This is a genomic window from Tateyamaria rhodophyticola (assembly GCF_047777875.1).
GTDB lineage: Bacteria > Pseudomonadota > Alphaproteobacteria > Rhodobacterales > Rhodobacteraceae > Tateyamaria.
This window is the reverse complement of sequence record NZ_CP180519.1, coordinates 419467-438899: the sequence shown is the minus strand read 5'-3', so window position 1 is coordinate 438899 and position 19433 is coordinate 419467. Positions and strand designations below refer to the sequence as shown.

Sequence of the window (19433 nt, the reverse complement as noted above, 5' to 3'; positions counted from 1 at the left end):
CGAGCCGCCGGGTACAGGTGCTTGAGCCGCGCTCGCACCGCTCCGAACATCTCTGACAGACGCTCCATACGAGGACGCCACCCATGTGTGCCGACACCCCCGACTACAAAGACACGTTGAACCTGCCCAAGACCGATTTTCCCATGCGCGCCGGCCTGCCCAAACGCGAGCCGGGATGGCTGGAGCGGTGGGCCCGGATCGGGGTTTATGACCGGTTGCGGGAGAAGGCGGGACGGACACCGTTTACGCTGCATGACGGACCGCCCTATGCCAACGGGCATTTGCATATCGGGCACGCGCTGAACAAGACGATCAAGGACATGATCGTGCGCTCGCATCAGATGATGGGCCATGACAGCCGCTATATTCCCGGTTGGGATTGCCACGGCCTGCCCATCGAATGGAAGATCGAGGAACAGTACCGCAAGAAGGGCCGCGACAAGGATCAGGTCCCGATCAACGAATTTCGCGCCGAATGCCGCGATTTTGCCGCCGGGTGGGTCGACATCCAGCGCGAGGAGTTCAAGCGGCTGGGCATCACCGGCAACTGGGATCAACCGTACCTGACCATGGATTTCCATGCCGAACGGGTGATTGCCGAGGAATTCATGACTTTCCTGATGAACGGCACGCTCTATCAGGGCAGCAAGCCTGTGATGTGGTCGCCCGTGGAACAGACGGCTTTGGCCGAGGCAGAGGTGGAGTATCACGACAAGGACAGCTTTACGATCTGGGTGAAGTTCCGGGTTGTGGGCACGGGCGATGCGACGCTCGATTCCGCGCAGGTGGTGATCTGGACCACGACGCCGTGGACCATGCCGTCGAACAAGGCGGTGGTGTATGGGGCCGGGATTTCCTATGGGCTCTACGAAGTGACGGGACGGCCTGAGGAATGCTGGGCCAACATCGGGGACCGCTACATCCTGGCCGACAATCTGGCGGCAGACGTGCTGGGCCGCGCGCGGTTGGACGACACGATGTACCGCCGTCTATGTGATGTCACGCAGGATGATCTGGCCAAGATCACGCTGACCCATCCGCTCAAGGGCACCACGGACACCGGCGAGTGGGACGATATCCGCGACTTCCGCGCCGCCGACTTTGTGACCGACACCGAAGGCACCGGGTTCGTGCACTGCGCCCCCTCCCACGGGATGGAGGAGTACGAGCTTTACCGCGAGTTGGGCATGTTGGAACAAGTCATCACCTACAACGTGAACCCCGACGGACGCTTCCGCGATGACCTGCCGTTCTTTGGCGGCAAGGCGATCCTGAAACCCAACGGGAAGGAAGGGAACGCCAACGCGGCCGTCATCGACAAGCTGGCCGAGGTGGGTGGGCTGCTGGCCCGTGGCAAGATCAAGCACTCCTACCCGCATTCCTGGCGGTCCAAGGCGCCGGTGATCTACCGCAACACGCCGCAATGGTTTGCCGCCATCGACAAGCCGGTGGGCGACGGGCAGGACACCCATGGCACCACCATCCGTGAACGTGCCCTGACCGAGATCGACAACGTCAACTGGACGCCGCAATCGGGCCGCAACCGCCTGCATTCGATGATGGAGGCGCGCCCCGACTGGGTGCTTTCCCGCCAACGCGCCTGGGGCGTGCCGCTCACCTGCTTTACCAAGAAGGGTGCGCTGCCCACCGATGCGGACTTCCTGCTTCGCAACGAAGCGGTCAACGCCCGCATCGTGAAGGCGTTCGAGGCCGAAGGGGCCGACGCATGGTATGCCGAGGGGGCGAAAAACCGTTTCCTCGACGGTATCGTGAACCCCGACGACTACGATCAAGTGACCGACATCCTCGACGTGTGGTTCGATAGCGGCTCCACCCACGCCTTCGTCCTGCGCGACCGCGCCGACGGGACCGAGGACGGCGTCGCGGATGTCTACATGGAAGGCACCGACCAGCACCGCGGCTGGTTCCACTCGTCGCTCCTGCAATCGGTGGGCACCACGGGCCGGGCGCCCTATCGCAACGTGGTGACCCACGGCATGACGCTCGATGAAAAGGGCCTCAAGATGTCGAAATCCATCGGGAACACGATCGTGCCCGATGAGGTGGTCAAGCAATACGGCGCCGACATCCTGCGCCTCTGGGTGGCCCAGACGGACTATACCGCCGATCAGCGCATTGGGCCGGAAATCCTCAAAGGGGTCGCCGACAGCTACCGCCGCCTGCGCAACACGATGCGCTTCATGCTCGGCTCACTCTCGGACTTCTCGGACGCGGACCGCACAGAACCCGCCGATATGCCGGAACTGGAACGCTGGGTGCTGCACCGCCTCGCAGAATTGGACACCACCGTGCGCGATGGCTACCGCGCCTTCGACTTCCAGCGCGTCTTCTCGGCGGTCTTCACCTTTGCCACAGTGGACCTGTCGGCGTTCTATTTCGACATCCGCAAGGACGCGCTCTATTGCGACGGCGACACGGTTGAACGGCGCGCCGCACGCACCGTTCTGGACCTGCTCTACCACCGCCTGACCACGTGGCTCGCGCCCATCCTCGTCTTTACGATGGAGGAGGTCTGGCTCGAACGGAACCCGGGCGACGACAGCTCTGTGCACCTGACGGACATCCCGGACACGCCCGCCGACTGGCGCGATGATGCACTGGCTGCGAAATGGGCGGGCATCCGCAGCGCCCGGCGCGCCGTCACCGCAGCGCTCGAAATCCAGCGCACCGACAAAGTCATCGGCGCCTCCCTCGAAGCCGCCCCGGTCGTGCATGTCGAAGACGCGGACCTTGCGGCGACACTGCAAAGCCTGCCCTTTGCCGACATTTGCATCACCTCGCAGATCAGCACCACAACCGATCCGGCCCCCGCCGAAGCGTTTCGCCTGCCCGAAACGCCGGGCATTGGCGTCGTTTTCGAAAAAGCCGAAGGCACAAAATGCGCCCGGTGCTGGAAAGTGCTGCCGGACGTGGGCCTCCATGCTCACCCCGGCGTCTGCGGTCGCTGCAACGACGCGCTGAGCGCCTGACACGCGTCAACGGCCTCCCCGGGGTCTCTGTTCCAGAAAATCCCGGGGGAGGCCGAAGGCCGGGGGCAGAGCCCCCGAAAAAAATGTCGTCCGCGCAGCGGTCCGCAGGATCAGTAGAAACTCTGCGGATCAATATCCACGGCCAGCCGCATCTCACCCCGCAGGCGCAGTTGCGCGGTCCACTGCGCAATCGCACCCTGCAAGGCCACGCCCTTGCCCGCTTTCACCAACAACCGCACCCGGTGGCGCCCGCGAATGCGGGCGATAGGGGCGGGGGCAGGGCCAAACACTTGCGCGCCCACCCGCTGCAACGGCGCAGTGTTCCGCGCCAGGGCGTTCGCCGCATCAAAGACCTGCGCCACATCCGGCCCGCTCAGGATGATGCCCGCCATCCGGCCATAGGGCGGCACACCCGCCGCCTCCCGTTCAGCGGCTTCGGCCCGCCAGAACCCTTCTTCGTCACCGGCAAGGATCGCCCGGATCACGGGATGCTCGGGCTGATAGGTCTGCAACAGCGCCATGCCCGGCTTTTCCGCCCGGCCCGCGCGCCCCGCGACCTGGCGCATCAACTGAAACGTACGTTCTGCCGCGCGCAGGTCCGAGCCTTGCAGGCCGAGGTCGGCGTCAATCACACCAACGAGTGTCAGGTTGGGAAAGTTATGACCCTTGGCCACAAGTTGCGTGCCAATGATCACGTCCGCACCGCCCGTCGCAATATTCTCGATCTCGGCCTTCAAGGCCCGCGCCGATCCGTACATGTCGGAACTCAGCACCGCCACACGCGCCTCGGGAAACAGCGCCACCGCCTCTTCACCCAACCGTTCCACCCCAGGGCCAACCGGGGCCATCCGGTCCTCCGCCTCGCAGGACGGACAGGTGGTGGGCAGTGGTTTCGTCTCGCCGCATTGATGGCACATCAGCCGCTTGAGAAACCGGTGCTCCACCATCCGCGCGTCGCATTGGTCACAGCCGACCTGATGCCCGCAGGCGCGGCACAACGTGATCGGCGCATAGCCGCGCCGGTTCAAAAACAGCATCGCCTGTTCGCCAGCATCCAGACGTGCGTTCACGGCACGCACCAGCGCGTCGGACACCCACCGGCCCGACGGCAGCGCTTCGGCGCGCATGTCGATGGTGCGCATCTCGGGCATGACAGCAGGACCAAACCGCGCCTCCAGATCGACGCGGGCGTACTTGCCACTTTCCGCATTGGCCCAGCTTTCCAGCGACGGCGTGGCCGAGGCGAGCACCACCTGCGCCCCAAGCAGCGACGCGCGCAGCACGGCCATGTCCCGCGCATTATAGAGGACCCCGTCCTCCTGCTTGTAAGAGGTGTCGTGTTCCTCATCCACCACGATCAAGCCAAGGTTCTGGTACGGCAGGAACAGCGCCGAACGCGCCCCGATCACCAATTGCGCATTGCCGTGCCCCACCATGCGCCAGATGCGGCGGCGTTCCGTCATCGTGGCCCCGGAATGCCATTCGGCAGGCCGCGCACCGAACCGGGCCTCGACCCGCGTCAGGAACTCCGCCGTCAGCGCGATCTCCGGCAGCAGCACCAGCGCCTGTCGCCCGGCGCGCAGGCAGGCGGCCACCGCCTCGAGATACACTTCGGTCTTGCCCGAACCCGTCACCCCGCGCAGCAGGGTCGTGCCGTAATCACCCGCGGCCACCGCCTGCGCAATCTGGCCTGCGGCGCTGGCCTGATCCTCGGTCAATGCCTTGCCGGGGCGTTCGGGGTCGAGCGGCGCGAAGGGCAGGTCGCGCGGGCTGTCCTCTTCTGCGACGACATTCTGTTTCACCAGCCCCTTGATCACCGAGGACGTCACACCGGACAGTTCAGCCAGTTCCTTCAGAGTGAACGACAAGTCACCATAATCCGACAGAAAATCCAGAACCCGGCGGCGCGCGTCGGTCATGCGGTCCGGCTCTGACGGACCGCGCCGATAGACCTTGCGCATCGACGGCGGATCACCCAGGCCCGGCGCGCGGGTTGCCAGGCGCAACATCGCGGGCATCGGGGTCAACGTGTACGCCGCAGCCTTTTGCAGGAACACGCGCATCTCGTCTCGCATGGGTGCGGCATCCAGCACCCGTATGACCGACCGCACCTTGGCATAGTCGTAATCGCCCTTGCCGGGCCCCCACACCACGCCCAGAACCTTGCGCGGTCCCAGCGGCACCTCGACAAACGCGCCCAGATGGCAGCCGCCTTCGGGTGCGCGGTAATCCAGCGCCCGGTCCAGCGGTTGCGTGGTCAGGACGGCCACCAACGTGCCCTCGTCATAGAAGGACGGGATCATGTTAGCGCCAACATATGAGGGGTTCAGTCTTCACGTATCCTGAGGTAAAGCCATCCCAAGCAAACGCCAAGCCATCTAAGGGGACGACACATGAAATTCTTCGTAGACACCGCCGAGATCGACGCCATCGCCGAGCTGAATGACACGGGCATGGTGGACGGGGTCACGACGAACCCGTCGCTGATCCTGAAATCGGGGCGCGACATTCTCGAAGTGACCAAGGAAATCTGTGATCTGGTGGATGGTCCGGTCAGCGCCGAAGTGGTGGCCACGGATGCGGACGACATGATCGCCGAAGGGCGCAAGCTGGCGCAGATTGCGGACAACATCGCGGTGAAACTGCCCCTGACATGGGACGGTTTGAAAGCGTGCAAGGTACTGTCGGGCGAAGGCAAGATGGTGAACGTCACGCTGTGCTTCTCGGCCAACCAGGCGCTTTTGGCGGCCAAGGCCGGGGCCACGTTCATCTCGCCCTTCATTGGGCGGCTGGACGATATGTCCATCGACGGGCTGGAGCTGATCGAGGATATCCGCACAATCTACGACAATTACGGCTTTGAGACTCAAATCCTCGCCGCGTCGATCCGGTCGGTGAACCACGTGCAGGACTGCGCCAAGATCGGTGCCGATGTCATGACCGCGCCGCCCGAGGTGATCAAGAAGCTGGCCGGTCACCCGCTGACCGACAAGGGACTGGCACAGTTCCTCAAAGACGCCGCCGAAGCGGACATCAAGATCGTCTGAAGGTGATGCAAGCCAGCGCGCCCTTTGGGGATCAAGACGCGCTGGCTCGCCGCAGGAGCACCCGAAGCGCCTCAGGCCCCAGCGGGAAATGCTGTGGCCCGGATCCGTGAGTGGGAGCGTTCGGTGTTCCTGTCATGCGGCAGATATGCGGCATGCCAAACCCACGATCACGGGGAGAAGCATGCGGGCCTTCCCCCTGTTTACGCTGACGTCAATTGGCAACAGGTGCACATTTCAGGCAAATTTTATCGCGGTTCGGGGCAGATTTTGGCGGACGGGCGTGCTATAGCCTGCCCAAACGATAAAGAGTACGGCAATGAGCAGTCAGCCCAAGATTGATGACGCCCTGCGGGAGGCGATCATTTCTCGTCCCGATGTGATCCTCGATGACAAGGACTTGATGCATGCGCTGATCGCGGCGAATGAGCGCGCGATGGGCGGCAATATCGTCGACCTGCGCGGTCTTGCGATGGAGCGACTCGAAGCACGGTTGGACCGGCTCGAGGACACGCACCGATCGGTGATTGCGGCGGCCTATGAAAACCTCGCCGGCACCAACCAGATCCACCGCGCGATCCTGCGGATGCTGGACCCGACCGAGTTTGAACCTTTCCTGCGCGACCTCGGTGGCGAGGTGGCTGAAATCCTGCGGGTGGACGCGGTCAAGCTGGTGCTGGAGTCGGTGCAGAACGACAATGACCCGGCGGTCAAGCGTCTGGGCGATGTGCTCAACGTGGCAGAACCGGGCTTTATCGACACCTACCTGACCCAAGGGCGGGGGGGCACTGTGCGCCAGGTCACGCTGCGCCAGGTGCAGGAGGCCGCACCCGAGATTTACGGCAATGACGGCAGCTGGGTCCGGTCCGAGGCGTGCCTCAAGCTCGATTTTGGCGAAGGACGTTTGCCGGGGCTGCTGGTGATGGGGGCCGAAGACCCGCACATGTTCGGCCCACAGCAGGGCACGGACCTTTTGGCCTTTTTCGGTGGCGTGTTCGAACGTGCGATGCGCCGCTGGCTGGGATGAGCCTGATTTCACCCGCGGCGCGCGATGCGCTTGAGGCCTATTTGACCCATCAGCGCAGCCTCAAGGGGGCTGCAGAGAATACGATCACCGCCTATGGGCGCGATGTGACGGAATTCCTGTCGTTCATGACCGTGCATTCCGGCCAGACGCAGGGTCTGGGCGCGCTGGCGCGGATCGGAACGCCCGACATGCGTGCGTGGATGGCGCAAACGCGGTCGGGCGGTGTCGGGTCCCGATCTTTGGCGCGCAAGCTGTCGGCAGTGAAATCCTTCTACAAATGGCTGGCTGCGCGGGAGGGGTTTGAACCCACCGCCGTGCTCAGCACCCGCGCGCCGAAATTCACCAAAAAGCTGCCGCGCCCGCTGGCCGAAGATGCGGCGCGCGACATGATCGACCTTGTGCCGCTCCAAACGGACAAACCGTGGGTCGGCATCCGGGATGTGGCGGTGCTGACACTGCTCTGGGGATGCGGGTTGCGTATTTCAGAGGCGCTGAGCCTGCGCGGAACCGATGTGCCCCTGCCGCAGGTCATGCGCATCACCGGCAAGGGCGGTAAGGAGCGGATTGTACCGGTGATTGATGCGGCCCGCGCCGCAGTGGATGATTACGTGGCCGCGTGCCCCTATCCGCTGGAACAGGACGCGCCGCTGTTTCGTGCGATCCGGGGCGGTGCGCTGGCACCGCGCGCGATCCAGAAGGCGATGGCCGCCGCCCGCATGCAACTGGGTTTGCCAGCTTCTGCGACGCCGCACGCCATGCGGCACAGCTTTGCCACCCATCTGCTCAATGCGGGTGGGGATCTGCGCGCGATTCAGGAGCTGTTGGGCCATGCGTCCCTGTCCACGACCCAGGCCTACACGGCCGTGGATACCGTGCGCCTGATGGATGTCTACAAACGCGCGCATCCCAAGGCCTGATCACATAATCGTGCAGAAAAGGTGATCATTGGCCACGCGCATCCTGTGGCAGGGTCCGCTTGGCATACTGCCGTATACAAACAAGACCAATCCAAGGGGACATCACCATGATCCGCAAGCTAGCCATTGCCGCGGTGCTGAGCGCCACCGCAGGTGCCGCCAGCGCCGCCGAGTGCAACGCCGTTACTGTCGAGGACGCCTTTGACCTTGATGAAGCCGCCATTACCGTTCTCTATGATTGCCTCAAGGACAAGATGGCGACCGGCTATGCCAAGGAAGGCGACGAGATCGGCACAAACTATCGCAGCTGGGCAGCGACCGCGACACGGCCCGCCGTTGCCGGTCCGCACGGCAACCGCCTGCTGAACACCTATGCCAACGACATCGCTGCAGAGCAGTACCTGAAATTCGAGGAAGAAGGGTTCGAAATGCCCGTGGGATCGGTTCTGGCCAAGGAATCGATCACCGTGTCGATCAAGAAGAAAGCGGCCCGGCCCGGCCCTCTCTTTATCATGACCAAGGTCGGCACGGATGAGGCGCCGGACACCGCCGGATGGCTCTATGCCGGCCTGCAACCCAACGGCAAGGTGATGAAGGTCAAACAGTCCTTCTGCCACGATTGCCATGCCGGTTGGGAAGCGCAAGATTACCTTGGCTATCCGCTGGAAGAGGTCCGGGTGGGCGCGTCGACCAACTGATCGCCTGATCCCTCATGACAACCGCGTCCCTGTCCGGGGCGCGGTTTGCGTTTGCATCCTGCGCCTTGATCCGCCATGACGCGGCTATGACGGACCGATTGCGCGCCCTGAGCGTTCACTTGTTGACCGCGACGGGTGCGGTATTTGCCATGTTGGCCATGCTGGCGGCTGTGAACGCCAAGTGGGACATCATGTTCATGTGGCTTGTGGTGGCCTTCGCCGTGGACGGTGTTGATGGTCCTCTGGCCCGCAAATACAACGTCAAAAAGAACGCCCCCGAATTCGATGGTGTCCTGCTGGACCTGATCATCGACTATTTGACCTACGTCTTCATCCCGGCCTTTGCGCTCTTTGCATCCGGGTTGATGGCGGGATGGACCGGCTGGTTTGCAATCATCGTGATCACCTTTGCCTCTGCCATGTATTTTGCCGACACGCGCATGAAGACAAAGGACAATTCCTTTTCCGGGTTTCCGGGCTGCTGGAACATGGTCGTGCTTGTCATCTTTGCGCTTGAGCCGAATTTCTGGGTGAGCCTTGGGCTTGTCACGGTTCTGGCCGTGGCGATGTTCCTGCCGCTGAAATTCGTGCACCCGGTACGGACCGAACGGTGGCGGACGCTGACCCTGCCGATGGCTCTGGCGTGGACCGGCTTTGCGGCTTGGGCCGCGTGGGTGGATTTCCACCCCGAAAGCTGGGCGCATTGGGGGCTGGTCGTCACATCGCTTTATCTGGTGATGGCGGGCATCGCCCAACAGATCGTGCCCGCCCGCGCATCCTAGGTTCAGGGCGCATTGGCCTTGCAGCGCCCGCGCATCGCTGTGCGATACGCTGTCGATTGGTTCTGTTGCAAAAGCCTGTGACAACGACCGGTCCGCACCCCCTTCCCACGGAAGGCGTCAAAATCGCTTCATCTCGGCGGCGTGGGCTGCTTGGAAACAAGACCACTTTTCCGGGCGCACTTTGATGCGTTCCGATTTCCACACCTGTACCGCGCGTGAGCATACGCAAGGCAGGTGTAAGTGCCGGGCCAGCATCCATAGGTCCCGAGCCTAGATCAGGAACCCGCCCGCGCCCTCGTGCCGGAGCAGGGCGACCTTTGTCTCCACCCCACCCGCGCCGGAAAATCCGGTGAGCCCCTTGGCGCCCATCACGCGGTGACAGGGGATGATGATCGGGATCGGGTTGCGCCCGCACGCCTGACCCACCGCCTGCGCCGACACGCCAAGCGCGCGGGCAATGTCGCCATAGGTGACCGTGTCGCCATGCGGTATATCGCGCATGGCCTGACATACCGCGCGTTGCAGATCTCCGCCCGCCACGTGCAGGGGCAGGTCAAACCCGGTCCCTGTCCCCGCATCATACGCAGCCAGCTGGTCACAGGCGCGGTCCAATACCGGCGAGGGATCAGCACGCCCGGACGCGCCCCAGTTCAGCCGGGTGATCATCCCGTCCTCTTCGGTCAGGGTCAGGGCCCCGAATTGCGTATGGATGTCGCGGTGGTTCATTGCCCTATCTTCGCGCAATTTCGCCAAACGGCAATCCGAATGCTGCGCATCTGTGCATATGCGCGCGGCCCATTGCGCAAATCCCGCCTCGCCTTGGCGCGGCAAAGGGCGTAAGCGATGGATATGCCCCGCTATGTGACCCTGGACGAGGCCCGGTCGCTGCCGTTCTGGCGGCGTCCCGTGACGCTTCTGTTTCTCATGGCCTTTGCCATGCCAATCGGTTTTTCCGTGTGGCTCGCGCTGCTCAACAACTTTGTCGTCGAGGCGGCACAGTTTGACGGGGCCGATATCGGGCTTTTGCATGCGATCCGTGAAATCCCGGGCTTTCTGGCCGTCGGCGTGATCCTTGTGATCATGGTCATGCGCGAACAGGTGCTGGGCTTTTTGTCGCTGATCATGCTGGGTGTGGCGACGGCGCTGACGGCGCAGTTTCCGCAGATGACGGGCATTCTGGTCCTGACATTTATCAGTTCGGTGGGCTTTCATTATTACGAGACGGTGAACCAATCGCTGCAGCTGCAATGGCTGTCGAAAGAGCGCGCGCCGCAAATGCTGGGGTGGCTGCTGGCGGCGGGGTCGGTGGCCACTTTCGCGGTGTATTTCGTGATCATGATCCTGTGGGAGCCACTCGGGCTGACCTACAACATCGTCTACATGGTGGGCGGCGGCATAACGGCAGCCATCGCGGTGTTCGCGATGTTCGCGTATCCCCAGTTCGAGGCCCCCACACCGCAGCTCAAGACATTTGTGCTGCGCCGCCGATACTGGCTGTATTACGCGCTGCAATTCATGTCGGGCGCGCGGCGGCAGATCTTTATGGTCTTTGCCGGGTTCATGATGGTCGAGAAATTCGGCTTTGAGGTGCATGAGCTGACCGCGCTTTACCTGATCAACCTCGTGGTGAACATCATCGTGGCACCGGTGCTGGGTCAGATCGTTGCACGCTATGGCGAACAAAAGGCGCTGGCGTTCGAATATGTCGGCCTTGTCGCGGTGTTCCTGGCCTATGGCGGGGTGTACTATTTCGGCTGGGGACTTGTCGTGGCGGCGGTGCTTTATGTGCTGGACCATATCTTTTTCGGGCTGGCGCTGGCGCTCAAGACGTACTTCCAGAAAATCGCCGACCCGCAGGATATCGCACCCACAGCCGCTGTGGCGTTCACGATCAACCATATCGCAGCGGTGGGCCTGCCGGTGCCACTTGGCCTTTTGTGGCTGTTTTCCCCGGCGGCGGTATTCTTTCTGGCGGCGGGTATGGCGGCCACATCGCTGATGCTGGCGCTGCTCATCCCGCGCCATCCTGTGCCGGGGCATGAGACGCGCCTGCCTGGACCACGCCCCGCGCCCGCGGAATGAGCGAAGGTCGATTTCTGACCGGCTCCACCATGGGGCACGTGGTCCGTATGACGGCCACGGGCGCGTTCGGCATCACCTTTGTGTTTCTGGTGGATGCGGCAAACCTGTTCTGGCTGTCGCAACTGGGGCAGCCGCGCATCGTGGCGGCCATCGGGTTCGCCTATGCGATCCAGTTCTTTTCGGTGTCCATCGGGGTCGGTCTGATGATCGCGGCCACCGCGTTGGTGTCGCGCCGGATCGGAGAGGGCAACCGCCCGCTGGCCCGGACCCAGGCAGGGGCCGCTCTGGTGACGGCGACGGCCATTCAGGGCGGCGTGGCGGCCATCATCTTTGCTTTTCGGCATGAACTGGTGGCCATGGCCGGGGCCCAGGGGGAAACGGCGGCCATGGCCGCGCGCTATCTGGGGCAGACGGTCTGGTCGCTGATGCCGATGGCCGTGGCGCTGGTCGCATCCGGCACGTTGCGGGCCGAAGGATACGGGGCCAAGGCCATGTATGTGACCCTGTTTTCCGGCGTGGTCCTGATGATCATCGACCCGATTTTCATTATCTGGTGGGACATGGGGCTGGACGGTGCGGCGCTTGGGCTGGTGCTGTTCCGGTTTGCCCTGATGGGGCTCGCCCTGTTTTTTGCGAGTGCGCAACATGATCTGATTGCGCGCCCGGACTGGGCCGGGCTGCGCGCGACATGGCCCCTGTTCATGGCGGTGGCGCTGCCTGCAATTGCGACACAGATGGCAACGCCTGCCGGCAACTACCTGCTGACCATCGTGATGGCGCCGTTTGGCGATGATGCGGTGGCGGCGTGGGCCGTGGTGAGCCGCCTGACCGTGCTGGCCTTTGGCGGCATCTTTGCGCTGTCGGGGGCGATTGGCGGTATCTTTGGCCAAAACTTCGGCGCTGGCCAATACGCGCGTTTGCGCAGCACCTATCGCGATGCGCTGGTCTTTTGCGTGATCTACACGTTGGTGATGTGGGCTGTTCTGCTGGTGGCGACACCTGTGGTCATCGACGCCTTCGGGCTGAGCGGGCAGGGCGAGACCGTGCTGCGGGCCTTTACCTCCGTGGGGGTCGGCGGGTTTGTGTTCGTGGGCGCGCTTTTTGTGTCCAATGCGGCGTTCAACAACCTCGGTCAGCCGCTGCGCTCCACGCTTGTGGGCTGGCTCAAGGACGGTGTGCTCAGCTGGCCCGCGGCCACATGGCTCGCCGCGAGCTTTGGTGCTGCGGGCGTCATTTACGGCCAGGCGCTGGCCGGTATCATTGTCGGCGGGCTTGCAGCACTTTGGGGCTGGCGTTATGTGGCGCGGCTGGGGCCTGACGCGGATGTCACGCCCACACCGCCACGCCCGTGGCCCAACGCCGACAGATACCGGAGACGCTGATGCCTACTTGGACTGCCCTGACCACCGTGCCCGGCAAGGCACAGGCCGAAAAACTGGGCGACGCGATGGAGGCGATGGACCCGACCCCCACCGGCGTCGGCGTCTTCGAGGTCGAAGACGGGTCCGGCCTGTGGGAAGTGGGCGGCTATTTCACCGAAAGCCCGGATGAAACTGCGCTTTTGCTGCTGTCCGCAGCCCTTGGGGCGCAGCCTTTCACCGTGTCCGAATTGCCGGAAACCGATTGGGTCGCCCATGTGCGCCGCGAACTGGCCCCGGTCGAGGCCGGGCGGTTTTTCGTCTATGGCAGCCATGATGCGGACAAGCTGCCTGCCGACAAGCACGGGCTGTTGATCGAGGCGGCGATGGCATTCGGCACCGGGCACCACGGCACGACACTGGGATGTCTGCGTGCGCTGGACCGGCTTGTGGACGCAGGCATCACCTGCGACCGGGTCGTGGATATCGGATGCGGTACGGCGGTGCTGGCGATGGGCGCGGCGGCGGTGTGGCCGCATGATGTGCTGGCCAGCGACATCGACGCACAGGCGGTTGAGGTCGCCGAAGCGAACCTGCGCGCCAACGGAATGCTGGACCGCGTGCGCGTGGTAGAGGCCGCAGGGTTCGACCATGACGCGTTGGCTGGGCCGTTTGATTTGATCTTTGCCAATATCCTCAAGGGACCGCTGATCGCGCTGGCCGAAGACCTGTCGACGCGACTCGCCCCCGGCGGATACGCCATTTTGTCCGGCATACTGAACGATCAGGCCGCGGCTGTGATCGACGTTTATTGCCAGAATGGAAACAGTCTCGACCACCACGAAGAGATTGGTGACTGGTCCACGCTCACGTTCCGCAAACCTGCCTGATTTACCGCTGGTTTTCGCTGTGTTTTAGCGATGTGCCCAGATTTTGCCACATTTGAGCGGCATATAGGGAGGCGTAACAGGTGGGGGCTTGTTGTATAGGGTAACAAGGCTGCCACCATGGACACGCGTGTCGATTTTCAGAAGCGTTTGGGGACGCTTCAGCGCCAACACAAGGCATTGGCGCAAGGATATACCACTGACATTCGCAACGACGGTCTGATCGTCGTCAAACCCAAGCGGGCGCGTCGGCGCGGCTATCCGCTGAAGATGCTGGCGATGCTGATGCTCGGCTTTTTTGCGTTCAAGGGCTTCATGCTCGCCTCACTCGGGGAGGTTACGTATAATGAACGTGTGTCAAAGCTGGGCAACGGGACGTCGGTCGAACAGGCGGGCGCATGGGCCATGCAGGTTGATCCGCTCACGGAATTCCTCGCAGGCTTCATCGAACCGCTGACCTGATCACGGGACTGGCCTGAACCTCCAGTTCCAACAGGCCAAAGAAAAGCCGCGTGACGCAGATGCGCACGCGGCTTTTGCCGTTTCGGGCATGGCCCAAAGGCTTATTTGTTGGCGACGGCGTCGATGTCGCCACGGATCAGACCGATATCTTCGAGCTCGCGATCTGTGAGCGCGTGCAGTGCGTTGCGGGTCACGCGGGCATCCTGCCATGCGTTGAATTTCGCAGCGAGGGCAGAGAAGAAGCCCTTGATTTGGCCTGCAACCGGTGCAGCGCCGTATTGAGGGCGGGTGGTGTCAAAAGCAGCCATTGTAGCAGTCCTTTTGTTAAGCGTTTGAGTTGGTGTGTTCCAACGGATGAGGCGCATCTATGCTTGGTTTTTAGGCACAGCAAGATCAAAAAAATCATGCCCGCCATGTTGTTTTTGCATAGGTCGGGCTGTTGGTTAACCTGTTGTGAATATTTGGAAAATTCCATGGCAGAGCGGGTCGTTTTTGACCAATCCGTGTCGTATTTCGCCCCGGGCGCACCCTGCGGGCATGCGCTGCGCGCCTTGAAATTGCGAAGTGCGTAAAACTGTAAGGGCTTTTCGGATGTTCGCGTTTCGTGCTAGGCACGACACAACATCGTGCGAAGCACGGGAAAACGCCGATCAAGGCGGCAGGCGAGGGCAACAACATGCGTATCTTGGGAATTGATCCGGGCCTGCGGCACATGGGCTGGGGCGTGATCGACGCCGAGGGGTCGCGGTTGCGGCATGTGGCCAATGGCGTGTGCCATTCCGAAGGGGATGATCTTGCCGCGCGTCTCCTGAGCCTGCATTCGCAGCTGCGGGACGTGGTGGCGGCATATGCTCCGGAAGGTGCGGCCATTGAGCAGACATTCGTGAACAAGGACGGCGCGGGCACGCTCAAGCTGGGGCAGGCCCGTGGGGTTGCGATGCTCGCGCTGGCACAGGCCGGGCTGGCCATCGGTGAATATGCTCCTAACGCGGTGAAAAAGACGGTTGTGGGCGTGGGGCACGCGGACAAGCGGCAGGTGGCGCATATGGTGCGTGTGCAGCTGCCCGGTGTGGATCTGGCAGGCCCGGACGCGGCGGACGCCTTGGCCATCGCGATCTGTCATGCACATCAGGGGGCCGGATCGGGTCTGGGGGCTGCGCTTGCGCGGGCGCGGGCATGATCGGCAAGCTGTCCGGGCGCATTGATTACAAGGCCAGCGATCACGTGCTGCTGGACGTGCGCGGTGTCGGGTATCTGGTGTTCTGCTCGGACCGGACGCTGGCCGCGTTGCCGGGACCGGGAGAGGCGGTAGCGCTCTTTACGGACCTGGTGGTGCGTGAGGATCTGATGCAGCTTTTCGGCTTTCCCACGTTGGTGGAAAAGGAATGGCACCGGCTTTTGATGTCGGTGCAGGGCGTGGGTGCGAAGGCGTCGCTTGCCATTCTGGGCACGTTGGGGCCCGACGGGGTCAGCCGGGCAATTGCGCTTGGCGACTGGAACGCGGTGAAGGCGGCCAAGGGGATTGGCCCCAAGATTGCGCAGCGCATCGTGCTCGACCTCAAGGACAAGGCACCGACGGTGATGGCCATGAGCGGTGGCCCGGCGGAGGTTCTGGCCGCGGGGGATGCGGATGCGGTGATCGAACCGGTTGTGGTATCCGCACCACCGTCATCGGCGCAGGCCGATGCGCTGTCGGCGCTTGGCAATCTGGGCTATGCGCCGTCAGATGCCGCAGCGGCGGTGGCACAGGCCGCGGGAGATGCGCCGGATGCGGACGCGCCCGCATTGATCCGCGCGGCGCTGCGGCTGCTGGCGCCGAAAGGGTAGGGCGGAATGAGTGACAGTTCCGATCCAACGCTGCGCCCCGAGCCGTTGCCCGAGGATTTTGACCGTGCGCTGCGCCCGCAGATGCTTGATGAATTTGTCGGGCAGGCTGAGGCGCGCGCAAACCTCAAGGTGTTCATTCAATCCGCGCGGCAGCGGGGGGAGGCGATGGATCACACGTTGTTTCATGGACCTCCCGGCCTGGGCAAGACAACGCTGGCGCAGATCATGGCGCGTGAGCTGGGTGTGGGGTTTCGCATGACGTCCGGGCCAGTGCTGGCCAAGGCGGGCGATCTGGCGGCGATCCTGACCAATCTCGAGGCGCGCGATGTGCTGTTCATCGACGAAATCCACCGTTTGAACCCGGCGGTCGAAGAGGTTCTGTACCCGGCACTTGAGGATTTCGAGCTGGATCTGGTGATCGGCGAAGGGCCGGCGGCGCGCACGGTACGGATCGAGTTGCAGCCCTTTACGCTGGTGGGGGCGACGACGCGGATGGGGCTGTTGACGACGCCGCTGCGCGACCGGTTCGGGATCCCCACGCGGTTGCAGTTTTATACCGAAGACGAGCTGTTTGTGATTGTGGACCGCAATGCGCGCAAATTGGGGGCACCGGCGGACGAAGGCGGCGCGCGCGAGATTGCGCGCCGCGCCCGTGGCACGCCGCGGATTGCGGGCCGATTGTTGCGGCGCGTGGTGGATTTTGCCGTTGTCGAGGGTGACGGGCGTGTGACGCAGGACCTGGCTGATGCGGCATTGACGCGGCTGGGGGTTGATCATCTGGGACTTGACGGTGCGGACCGGCGATACCTGCGTCTGATGGCGGAGCATTACGGCGGTGGCCCGGTTGGGGTCGAAACGCTGAGTGCGGCGCTGTCGGAGAGCCGGGATGCGCTGGAAGAAGTGATCGAGCCCTATTTGTTGCAGCAGGGATTGATTCAGCGCACGCCGCGTGGCCGGTTGCTGGCGGCGCGGGCATGGCGGCATCTGGGGCTTGAGGCGCCGCGCCGCGAAGGCGATCTGTTTGATGGATGACGGGTGACGTGCGTTCTGCGAACGACACCCCACCCGCCATCCCTTTGGGTGCCATTTGATCTTTTGCCGACCTTGTGTTTGACGTCGTCACGCGGGGGCCAGCCCCCGCACCCCCGGAGTTTGACTGGCGAGATGAAGATGGATCAGCAGCAGGTAGAGGCGCTTTTTACGCGGGACGGCGGAGCGTATGCGTTTGCGCGGTGGGGGCGGCCCATGGCGCCGGTGGTGTTTGGTGTCGACGATGCAACGCTGGGCGTTGTGAAGGGGGCGATTGAGGCGGTGGCGCAACTGGCGGCGCTCGAGGTGGCGGAAACCGATCCGGAGTTGGGCGCCAATTTCATGTGGTTCTTTTTCTCTGACTGGGCGGAGTTGCCGGAGGTGCCGGGGTTGGATCGGTTGGTGCCGGATCTCGGGCCGCTTGTCGGGCGGTTGCAGGAGGCGGATGCCAACCAGTACCGCATTTTCCGTTTTGATGAAGCGGGGGCCATTCAGGCGTGTTTCGTGTTCCTGCGTATGGACGCGCATTTGAGCGCGGTGCCGGCCGAGACGCTTGCGCTGAGCCAGGTCGTGCAATCGGCGCTTTTGTGGTCGGATCTCGCGTTTCGGGACCAGTCACCGCTTGCGCTGGCGGGCGTGACGACGGTGTTGCGCCCGGATATCGCGGGCCTCATTCGCGCGGCATATGATCCGGTGATGCCGGTGGCGGCAGATGATCCTTCCCATGCGCTGCGTCTGCATGCGCGGATGGGGATGGTGCAATGATGGTGGCGGTGCTGGCCCTGTGGCTGGCTTTTGCGGTGTATCTGTTCGGGCGGTCGCTTGCCTATCTTGCGGCGCTGTTTGCGCTGCCGGACTGGGTCTGGATCAGGGATGCGCGTCTGTGGTTGTTGGTGGCACCGTTTCTGTTGCCTGTTGCCGTCTATTTCTATCAGGCGGATGCGAGTGCTCTGGTGATCGTTGTTCTGGCCTTTGCGATGCTCATGGGTTGGGTCGCGCTTTATGTGTTTCGGTCGCTGTTGAGTGAAGCGCAGGACGGTACGGCGCGCACCGACCGCGTGTCGCATTTTTTCGGCGCAGGCGCGGTCGTCTTTGTGATCGCGGTTGTTCTGCTGAGCAGGCCGTGACTAGAGTGCCGGTTATGGATGCGCATCATTTTCCCCTCACGGTCTATTACGAAGACACCGATATGGCGGGCGTCGTCTATTACGCCAACTACCTGCGGTATATCGAGCGGGCCCGTTCCGAGATTGTGGAAGCCTGCGGTCTTGATCAGAACGCGATGAAGGCGCAGGGTCTCGTGTTTGTCGTCACCCGGGTCGAGGCGGATTACATTTCGCCCGCGCGTCTTGGGGACCGGCTGACGGTTGTGACCACGCACCGGGCCGCCAGTGCCGTGCGCTGGACCTTTGATCAGGAAGTGCGGCGCGGGGACGTGACGCTTTTTCGGGCGCATGTGATCGCGGTGACCATGACAACGGCGGGCAAGCCCGTGCGCCTGCCTGCAGAAATCCGCGCAATGGGCGCAAAATAAGGCGAACTGACGCCGAAGTGATAGCTTTCCCCTTTCGCGTGGCGTATATTGGCGCTCAACAAGGGCACAACAAACACGCCCACAACAAAGAGCAGGCAGTATGGAAGCAGAGACACTTGCGCTCGCGCACGAGGTTGATTTCTCGATGTGGGGGCTGTTCTTGCGCGCAACCCTGACGGTGAAGCTGGTGATGATCATGTTGATCATTGCGTCGTTCTGGGCTTGGGCGGTTATCATTCAGAAATGGTTGTTGTACCGGGCCGCACGCGCAGAGGCGGCGCGGTTTGACCGGGCGTTCTGGTCAGGCGAGCCGCTGGACGGCCTGTTTGAACAGATCGGGCCGGAGCCGAAGGGTGCATCGGAAAAGGTGTTCGCCGCGGGCATGATCGAGTGGCAGCGGTCGCACAAGGAGGATGGCGGGCTGATTGCCAACGCGACCTCCCGGATTGACCGCAGCATGGATGTGGCCATCGCCAAGGAAGGCGACCGGTTGCAGAACGGGCTGACCATTCTGGCCACGATCGGGTCATCGGCCCCGTTCATCGGTCTTTTTGGCACCGTGGTGGGCATCATGAACGCCTTTATCGAGATTGCAGAGCAACAGAACACCAACCTCGCCGTTGTGGCCCCCGGCATTGCGGAGGCGCTTTTGGCCACCGGTCTGGGCCTCTTGGCGGCGATCCCGGCGGTGATTTTCTACAACAAGCTGAGCGCGGACAGCGACCGCATCGTGTCCGGATACGAAGCCTTTGCGGATGAATTCGCCACCATCCTCAGCCGCCAGTTGGACGGTTAG

The 19433-nt window shown here is 63.1% G+C and carries 20 protein-coding genes; 17 read left to right on the top strand and 3 right to left on the bottom strand.

Translation table 11 applies throughout. From position 1 onward, the window contains the following. The first annotated feature begins 83 nt into the window (after positions 1 to 83). Complete coding sequence (gene ileS, locus ACERHN_RS03495) at positions 84 to 2990, top strand: isoleucine--tRNA ligase (protein WP_415921258.1); 2907 nt, start codon at positions 84 to 86, stop codon at positions 2988 to 2990. Positions 2991 to 3100: 110 nt separating this feature from the next. On the opposite strand, the gene ACERHN_RS03490 is transcribed toward ileS, so the two are convergent. After that, positions 3101 to 5293, bottom strand: a complete 2193-nt coding sequence (locus tag ACERHN_RS03490; protein ID WP_415921257.1) for a primosomal protein N' — start codon at positions 5291 to 5293, stop codon at positions 3101 to 3103. A 90-nt stretch (positions 5294 to 5383) separates the two neighbouring features. On the opposite strand from ACERHN_RS03490, the gene fsa reads away from it, so the two are divergent. The 5 genes from fsa (at position 5384) to ACERHN_RS03465 (ending at position 9458) form a co-directional block, all read left to right on the top strand. Continuing rightward, on the top strand, positions 5384 to 6037 hold the full coding sequence (gene fsa, locus ACERHN_RS03485; protein WP_415921256.1) for a fructose-6-phosphate aldolase: 654 nt from the start codon (positions 5384 to 5386) through the stop codon (positions 6035 to 6037). 316 nt (positions 6038 to 6353) lie between these two features. Then, positions 6354 to 7061, top strand: coding sequence for a DUF484 family protein (locus ACERHN_RS03480; RefSeq protein WP_415921255.1), 708 nt, complete (start codon positions 6354 to 6356; stop codon positions 7059 to 7061). Then, positions 7058 to 7978 carry a tyrosine recombinase XerC gene (locus ACERHN_RS03475; RefSeq protein WP_415921254.1) on the top strand — a complete coding sequence of 307 codons (921 nt, stop codon included), beginning with the start codon at positions 7058 to 7060 and terminating at the stop codon, positions 7976 to 7978. The genes ACERHN_RS03480 and ACERHN_RS03475 overlap by 4 nt, the downstream gene beginning before the upstream one ends. Before the next feature lie 107 nt (positions 7979 to 8085). Then, positions 8086 to 8676 (top strand): cytochrome P460 family protein, encoded by a 591-nt coding sequence (locus tag ACERHN_RS03470; RefSeq protein ID WP_415921253.1) that lies wholly within the window; start codon positions 8086 to 8088, stop codon positions 8674 to 8676. 86 nt (positions 8677 to 8762) lie between these two features. Next, positions 8763 to 9458: a CDP-alcohol phosphatidyltransferase family protein gene (locus tag ACERHN_RS03465; protein ID WP_415922798.1), complete on the top strand. Its 696-nt coding sequence runs from the start codon at positions 8763 to 8765 to the stop codon at positions 9456 to 9458. A 270-nt stretch (positions 9459 to 9728) separates the two neighbouring features. On the opposite strand, the gene ACERHN_RS03460 is transcribed toward ACERHN_RS03465, so the two are convergent. Continuing rightward, the gene (locus ACERHN_RS03460; RefSeq protein ID WP_415921252.1) at positions 9729 to 10184 is read right to left on the bottom strand and encodes a methylated-DNA--[protein]-cysteine S-methyltransferase; all 456 of its coding nucleotides are present in this window, start codon (positions 10182 to 10184) and stop codon (positions 9729 to 9731) included. A 123-nt stretch (positions 10185 to 10307) separates the two neighbouring features. Here ACERHN_RS03460 and ACERHN_RS03455 point away from each other — a divergent pair, with 123 nt between their 5' ends. The 4 genes from ACERHN_RS03455 (at position 10308) to ACERHN_RS03440 (ending at position 14247) form a co-directional block, all read left to right on the top strand. After that, positions 10308 to 11540, top strand: a complete 1233-nt coding sequence (locus tag ACERHN_RS03455) for an MFS transporter (protein ID WP_415922797.1) — start codon at positions 10308 to 10310, stop codon at positions 11538 to 11540. Further along, complete coding sequence (locus tag ACERHN_RS03450) at positions 11537 to 12922, top strand: MATE family efflux transporter (RefSeq protein ID WP_415921251.1); 1386 nt, start codon at positions 11537 to 11539, stop codon at positions 12920 to 12922. The genes ACERHN_RS03455 and ACERHN_RS03450 overlap by 4 nt, the downstream gene beginning before the upstream one ends. Next, entirely contained in the window at positions 12922 to 13788 is an 867-nt protein-coding gene (locus ACERHN_RS03445; protein ID WP_415921250.1) for a 50S ribosomal protein L11 methyltransferase, read from the top strand. Before ACERHN_RS03450 ends, ACERHN_RS03445 begins: the two co-directional genes overlap by 1 nt. Before the next feature lie 117 nt (positions 13789 to 13905). Continuing rightward, complete coding sequence (locus tag ACERHN_RS03440; RefSeq protein ID WP_415921249.1) at positions 13906 to 14247, top strand: hypothetical protein; 342 nt, start codon at positions 13906 to 13908, stop codon at positions 14245 to 14247. Between the two features lie 101 nt (positions 14248 to 14348). Here the strand turns inward: ACERHN_RS03440 and ACERHN_RS03435 are convergent, their stop codons facing one another. Next, complete coding sequence (locus tag ACERHN_RS03435; protein WP_415921248.1) at positions 14349 to 14555, bottom strand: DUF1127 domain-containing protein; 207 nt, start codon at positions 14553 to 14555, stop codon at positions 14349 to 14351. A 368-nt stretch (positions 14556 to 14923) separates the two neighbouring features. Between ACERHN_RS03435 and ruvC the strand changes: the two genes are divergently transcribed. The 7 genes from ruvC to tolQ all read left to right on the top strand — a co-directional run bounded on the left by ruvC (position 14924) and on the right by tolQ (position 19433). Beyond that, on the top strand, positions 14924 to 15427 hold the full coding sequence (gene ruvC, locus ACERHN_RS03430; protein WP_415921247.1) for a crossover junction endodeoxyribonuclease RuvC: 504 nt from the start codon (positions 14924 to 14926) through the stop codon (positions 15425 to 15427). Beyond that, positions 15424 to 16074: a Holliday junction branch migration protein RuvA gene (gene ruvA / locus ACERHN_RS03425; RefSeq protein WP_415921246.1), complete on the top strand. Its 651-nt coding sequence runs from the start codon at positions 15424 to 15426 to the stop codon at positions 16072 to 16074. The genes ruvC and ruvA overlap by 4 nt, the downstream gene beginning before the upstream one ends. A 6-nt stretch (positions 16075 to 16080) precedes the next feature. Beyond that, complete coding sequence (gene ruvB / locus ACERHN_RS03420; protein ID WP_415921245.1) at positions 16081 to 17106, top strand: Holliday junction branch migration DNA helicase RuvB; 1026 nt, start codon at positions 16081 to 16083, stop codon at positions 17104 to 17106. A 138-nt stretch (positions 17107 to 17244) separates the two neighbouring features. Next, a complete protein-coding gene (locus ACERHN_RS03415) occupies positions 17245 to 17868 on the top strand; it encodes a hypothetical protein (RefSeq protein ID WP_415922796.1) in 624 nt (207 codons plus the stop codon). After that, positions 17865 to 18230 (top strand): hypothetical protein, encoded by a 366-nt coding sequence (locus tag ACERHN_RS03410; RefSeq protein ID WP_415921244.1) that lies wholly within the window; start codon positions 17865 to 17867, stop codon positions 18228 to 18230. Before ACERHN_RS03415 ends, ACERHN_RS03410 begins: the two co-directional genes overlap by 4 nt. Positions 18231 to 18244: 14 nt before the next feature. After that, positions 18245 to 18637, top strand: coding sequence for a YbgC/FadM family acyl-CoA thioesterase (locus tag ACERHN_RS03405; protein ID WP_415921243.1), 393 nt, complete (start codon positions 18245 to 18247; stop codon positions 18635 to 18637). A gap of 100 nt (positions 18638 to 18737) precedes the next feature. Further along, positions 18738 to 19433 (top strand): protein TolQ, encoded by a 696-nt coding sequence (gene tolQ / locus ACERHN_RS03400; RefSeq protein WP_415921242.1) that lies wholly within the window; start codon positions 18738 to 18740, stop codon positions 19431 to 19433.

Coding starts and splice junctions, on each gene's coding strand:
- ileS (WP_415921258.1), top strand. CDS start 84: ATGTGTGCCGACACCCCCGACTACAAAGACACGTTGAACCTGCCCAAG.
- ACERHN_RS03490 (WP_415921257.1), bottom strand. CDS start 5,293: ATGATCCCGTCCTTCTATGACGAGGGCACGTTGGTGGCCGTCCTGACC.
- fsa (WP_415921256.1), top strand. CDS start 5,384: ATGAAATTCTTCGTAGACACCGCCGAGATCGACGCCATCGCCGAGCTG.
- ACERHN_RS03480 (WP_415921255.1), top strand. CDS start 6,354: ATGAGCAGTCAGCCCAAGATTGATGACGCCCTGCGGGAGGCGATCATT.
- ACERHN_RS03475 (WP_415921254.1), top strand. CDS start 7,058: ATGAGCCTGATTTCACCCGCGGCGCGCGATGCGCTTGAGGCCTATTTG.
- ACERHN_RS03470 (WP_415921253.1), top strand. CDS start 8,086: ATGATCCGCAAGCTAGCCATTGCCGCGGTGCTGAGCGCCACCGCAGGT.
- ACERHN_RS03465 (WP_415922798.1), top strand. CDS start 8,763: ATGACGGACCGATTGCGCGCCCTGAGCGTTCACTTGTTGACCGCGACG.
- ACERHN_RS03460 (WP_415921252.1), bottom strand. CDS start 10,184: ATGAACCACCGCGACATCCATACGCAATTCGGGGCCCTGACCCTGACC.
- ACERHN_RS03455 (WP_415922797.1), top strand. CDS start 10,308: ATGCCCCGCTATGTGACCCTGGACGAGGCCCGGTCGCTGCCGTTCTGG.
- ACERHN_RS03450 (WP_415921251.1), top strand. CDS start 11,537: ATGAGCGAAGGTCGATTTCTGACCGGCTCCACCATGGGGCACGTGGTC.
- ACERHN_RS03445 (WP_415921250.1), top strand. CDS start 12,922: ATGCCTACTTGGACTGCCCTGACCACCGTGCCCGGCAAGGCACAGGCC.
- ACERHN_RS03440 (WP_415921249.1), top strand. CDS start 13,906: ATGGACACGCGTGTCGATTTTCAGAAGCGTTTGGGGACGCTTCAGCGC.
- ACERHN_RS03435 (WP_415921248.1), bottom strand. CDS start 14,555: ATGGCTGCTTTTGACACCACCCGCCCTCAATACGGCGCTGCACCGGTT.
- ruvC (WP_415921247.1), top strand. CDS start 14,924: ATGCGTATCTTGGGAATTGATCCGGGCCTGCGGCACATGGGCTGGGGC.
- ruvA (WP_415921246.1), top strand. CDS start 15,424: ATGATCGGCAAGCTGTCCGGGCGCATTGATTACAAGGCCAGCGATCAC.
- ruvB (WP_415921245.1), top strand. CDS start 16,081: ATGAGTGACAGTTCCGATCCAACGCTGCGCCCCGAGCCGTTGCCCGAG.
- ACERHN_RS03415 (WP_415922796.1), top strand. CDS start 17,245: ATGGATCAGCAGCAGGTAGAGGCGCTTTTTACGCGGGACGGCGGAGCG.
- ACERHN_RS03410 (WP_415921244.1), top strand. CDS start 17,865: ATGATGGTGGCGGTGCTGGCCCTGTGGCTGGCTTTTGCGGTGTATCTG.
- ACERHN_RS03405 (WP_415921243.1), top strand. CDS start 18,245: ATGGATGCGCATCATTTTCCCCTCACGGTCTATTACGAAGACACCGAT.
- tolQ (WP_415921242.1), top strand. CDS start 18,738: ATGGAAGCAGAGACACTTGCGCTCGCGCACGAGGTTGATTTCTCGATG.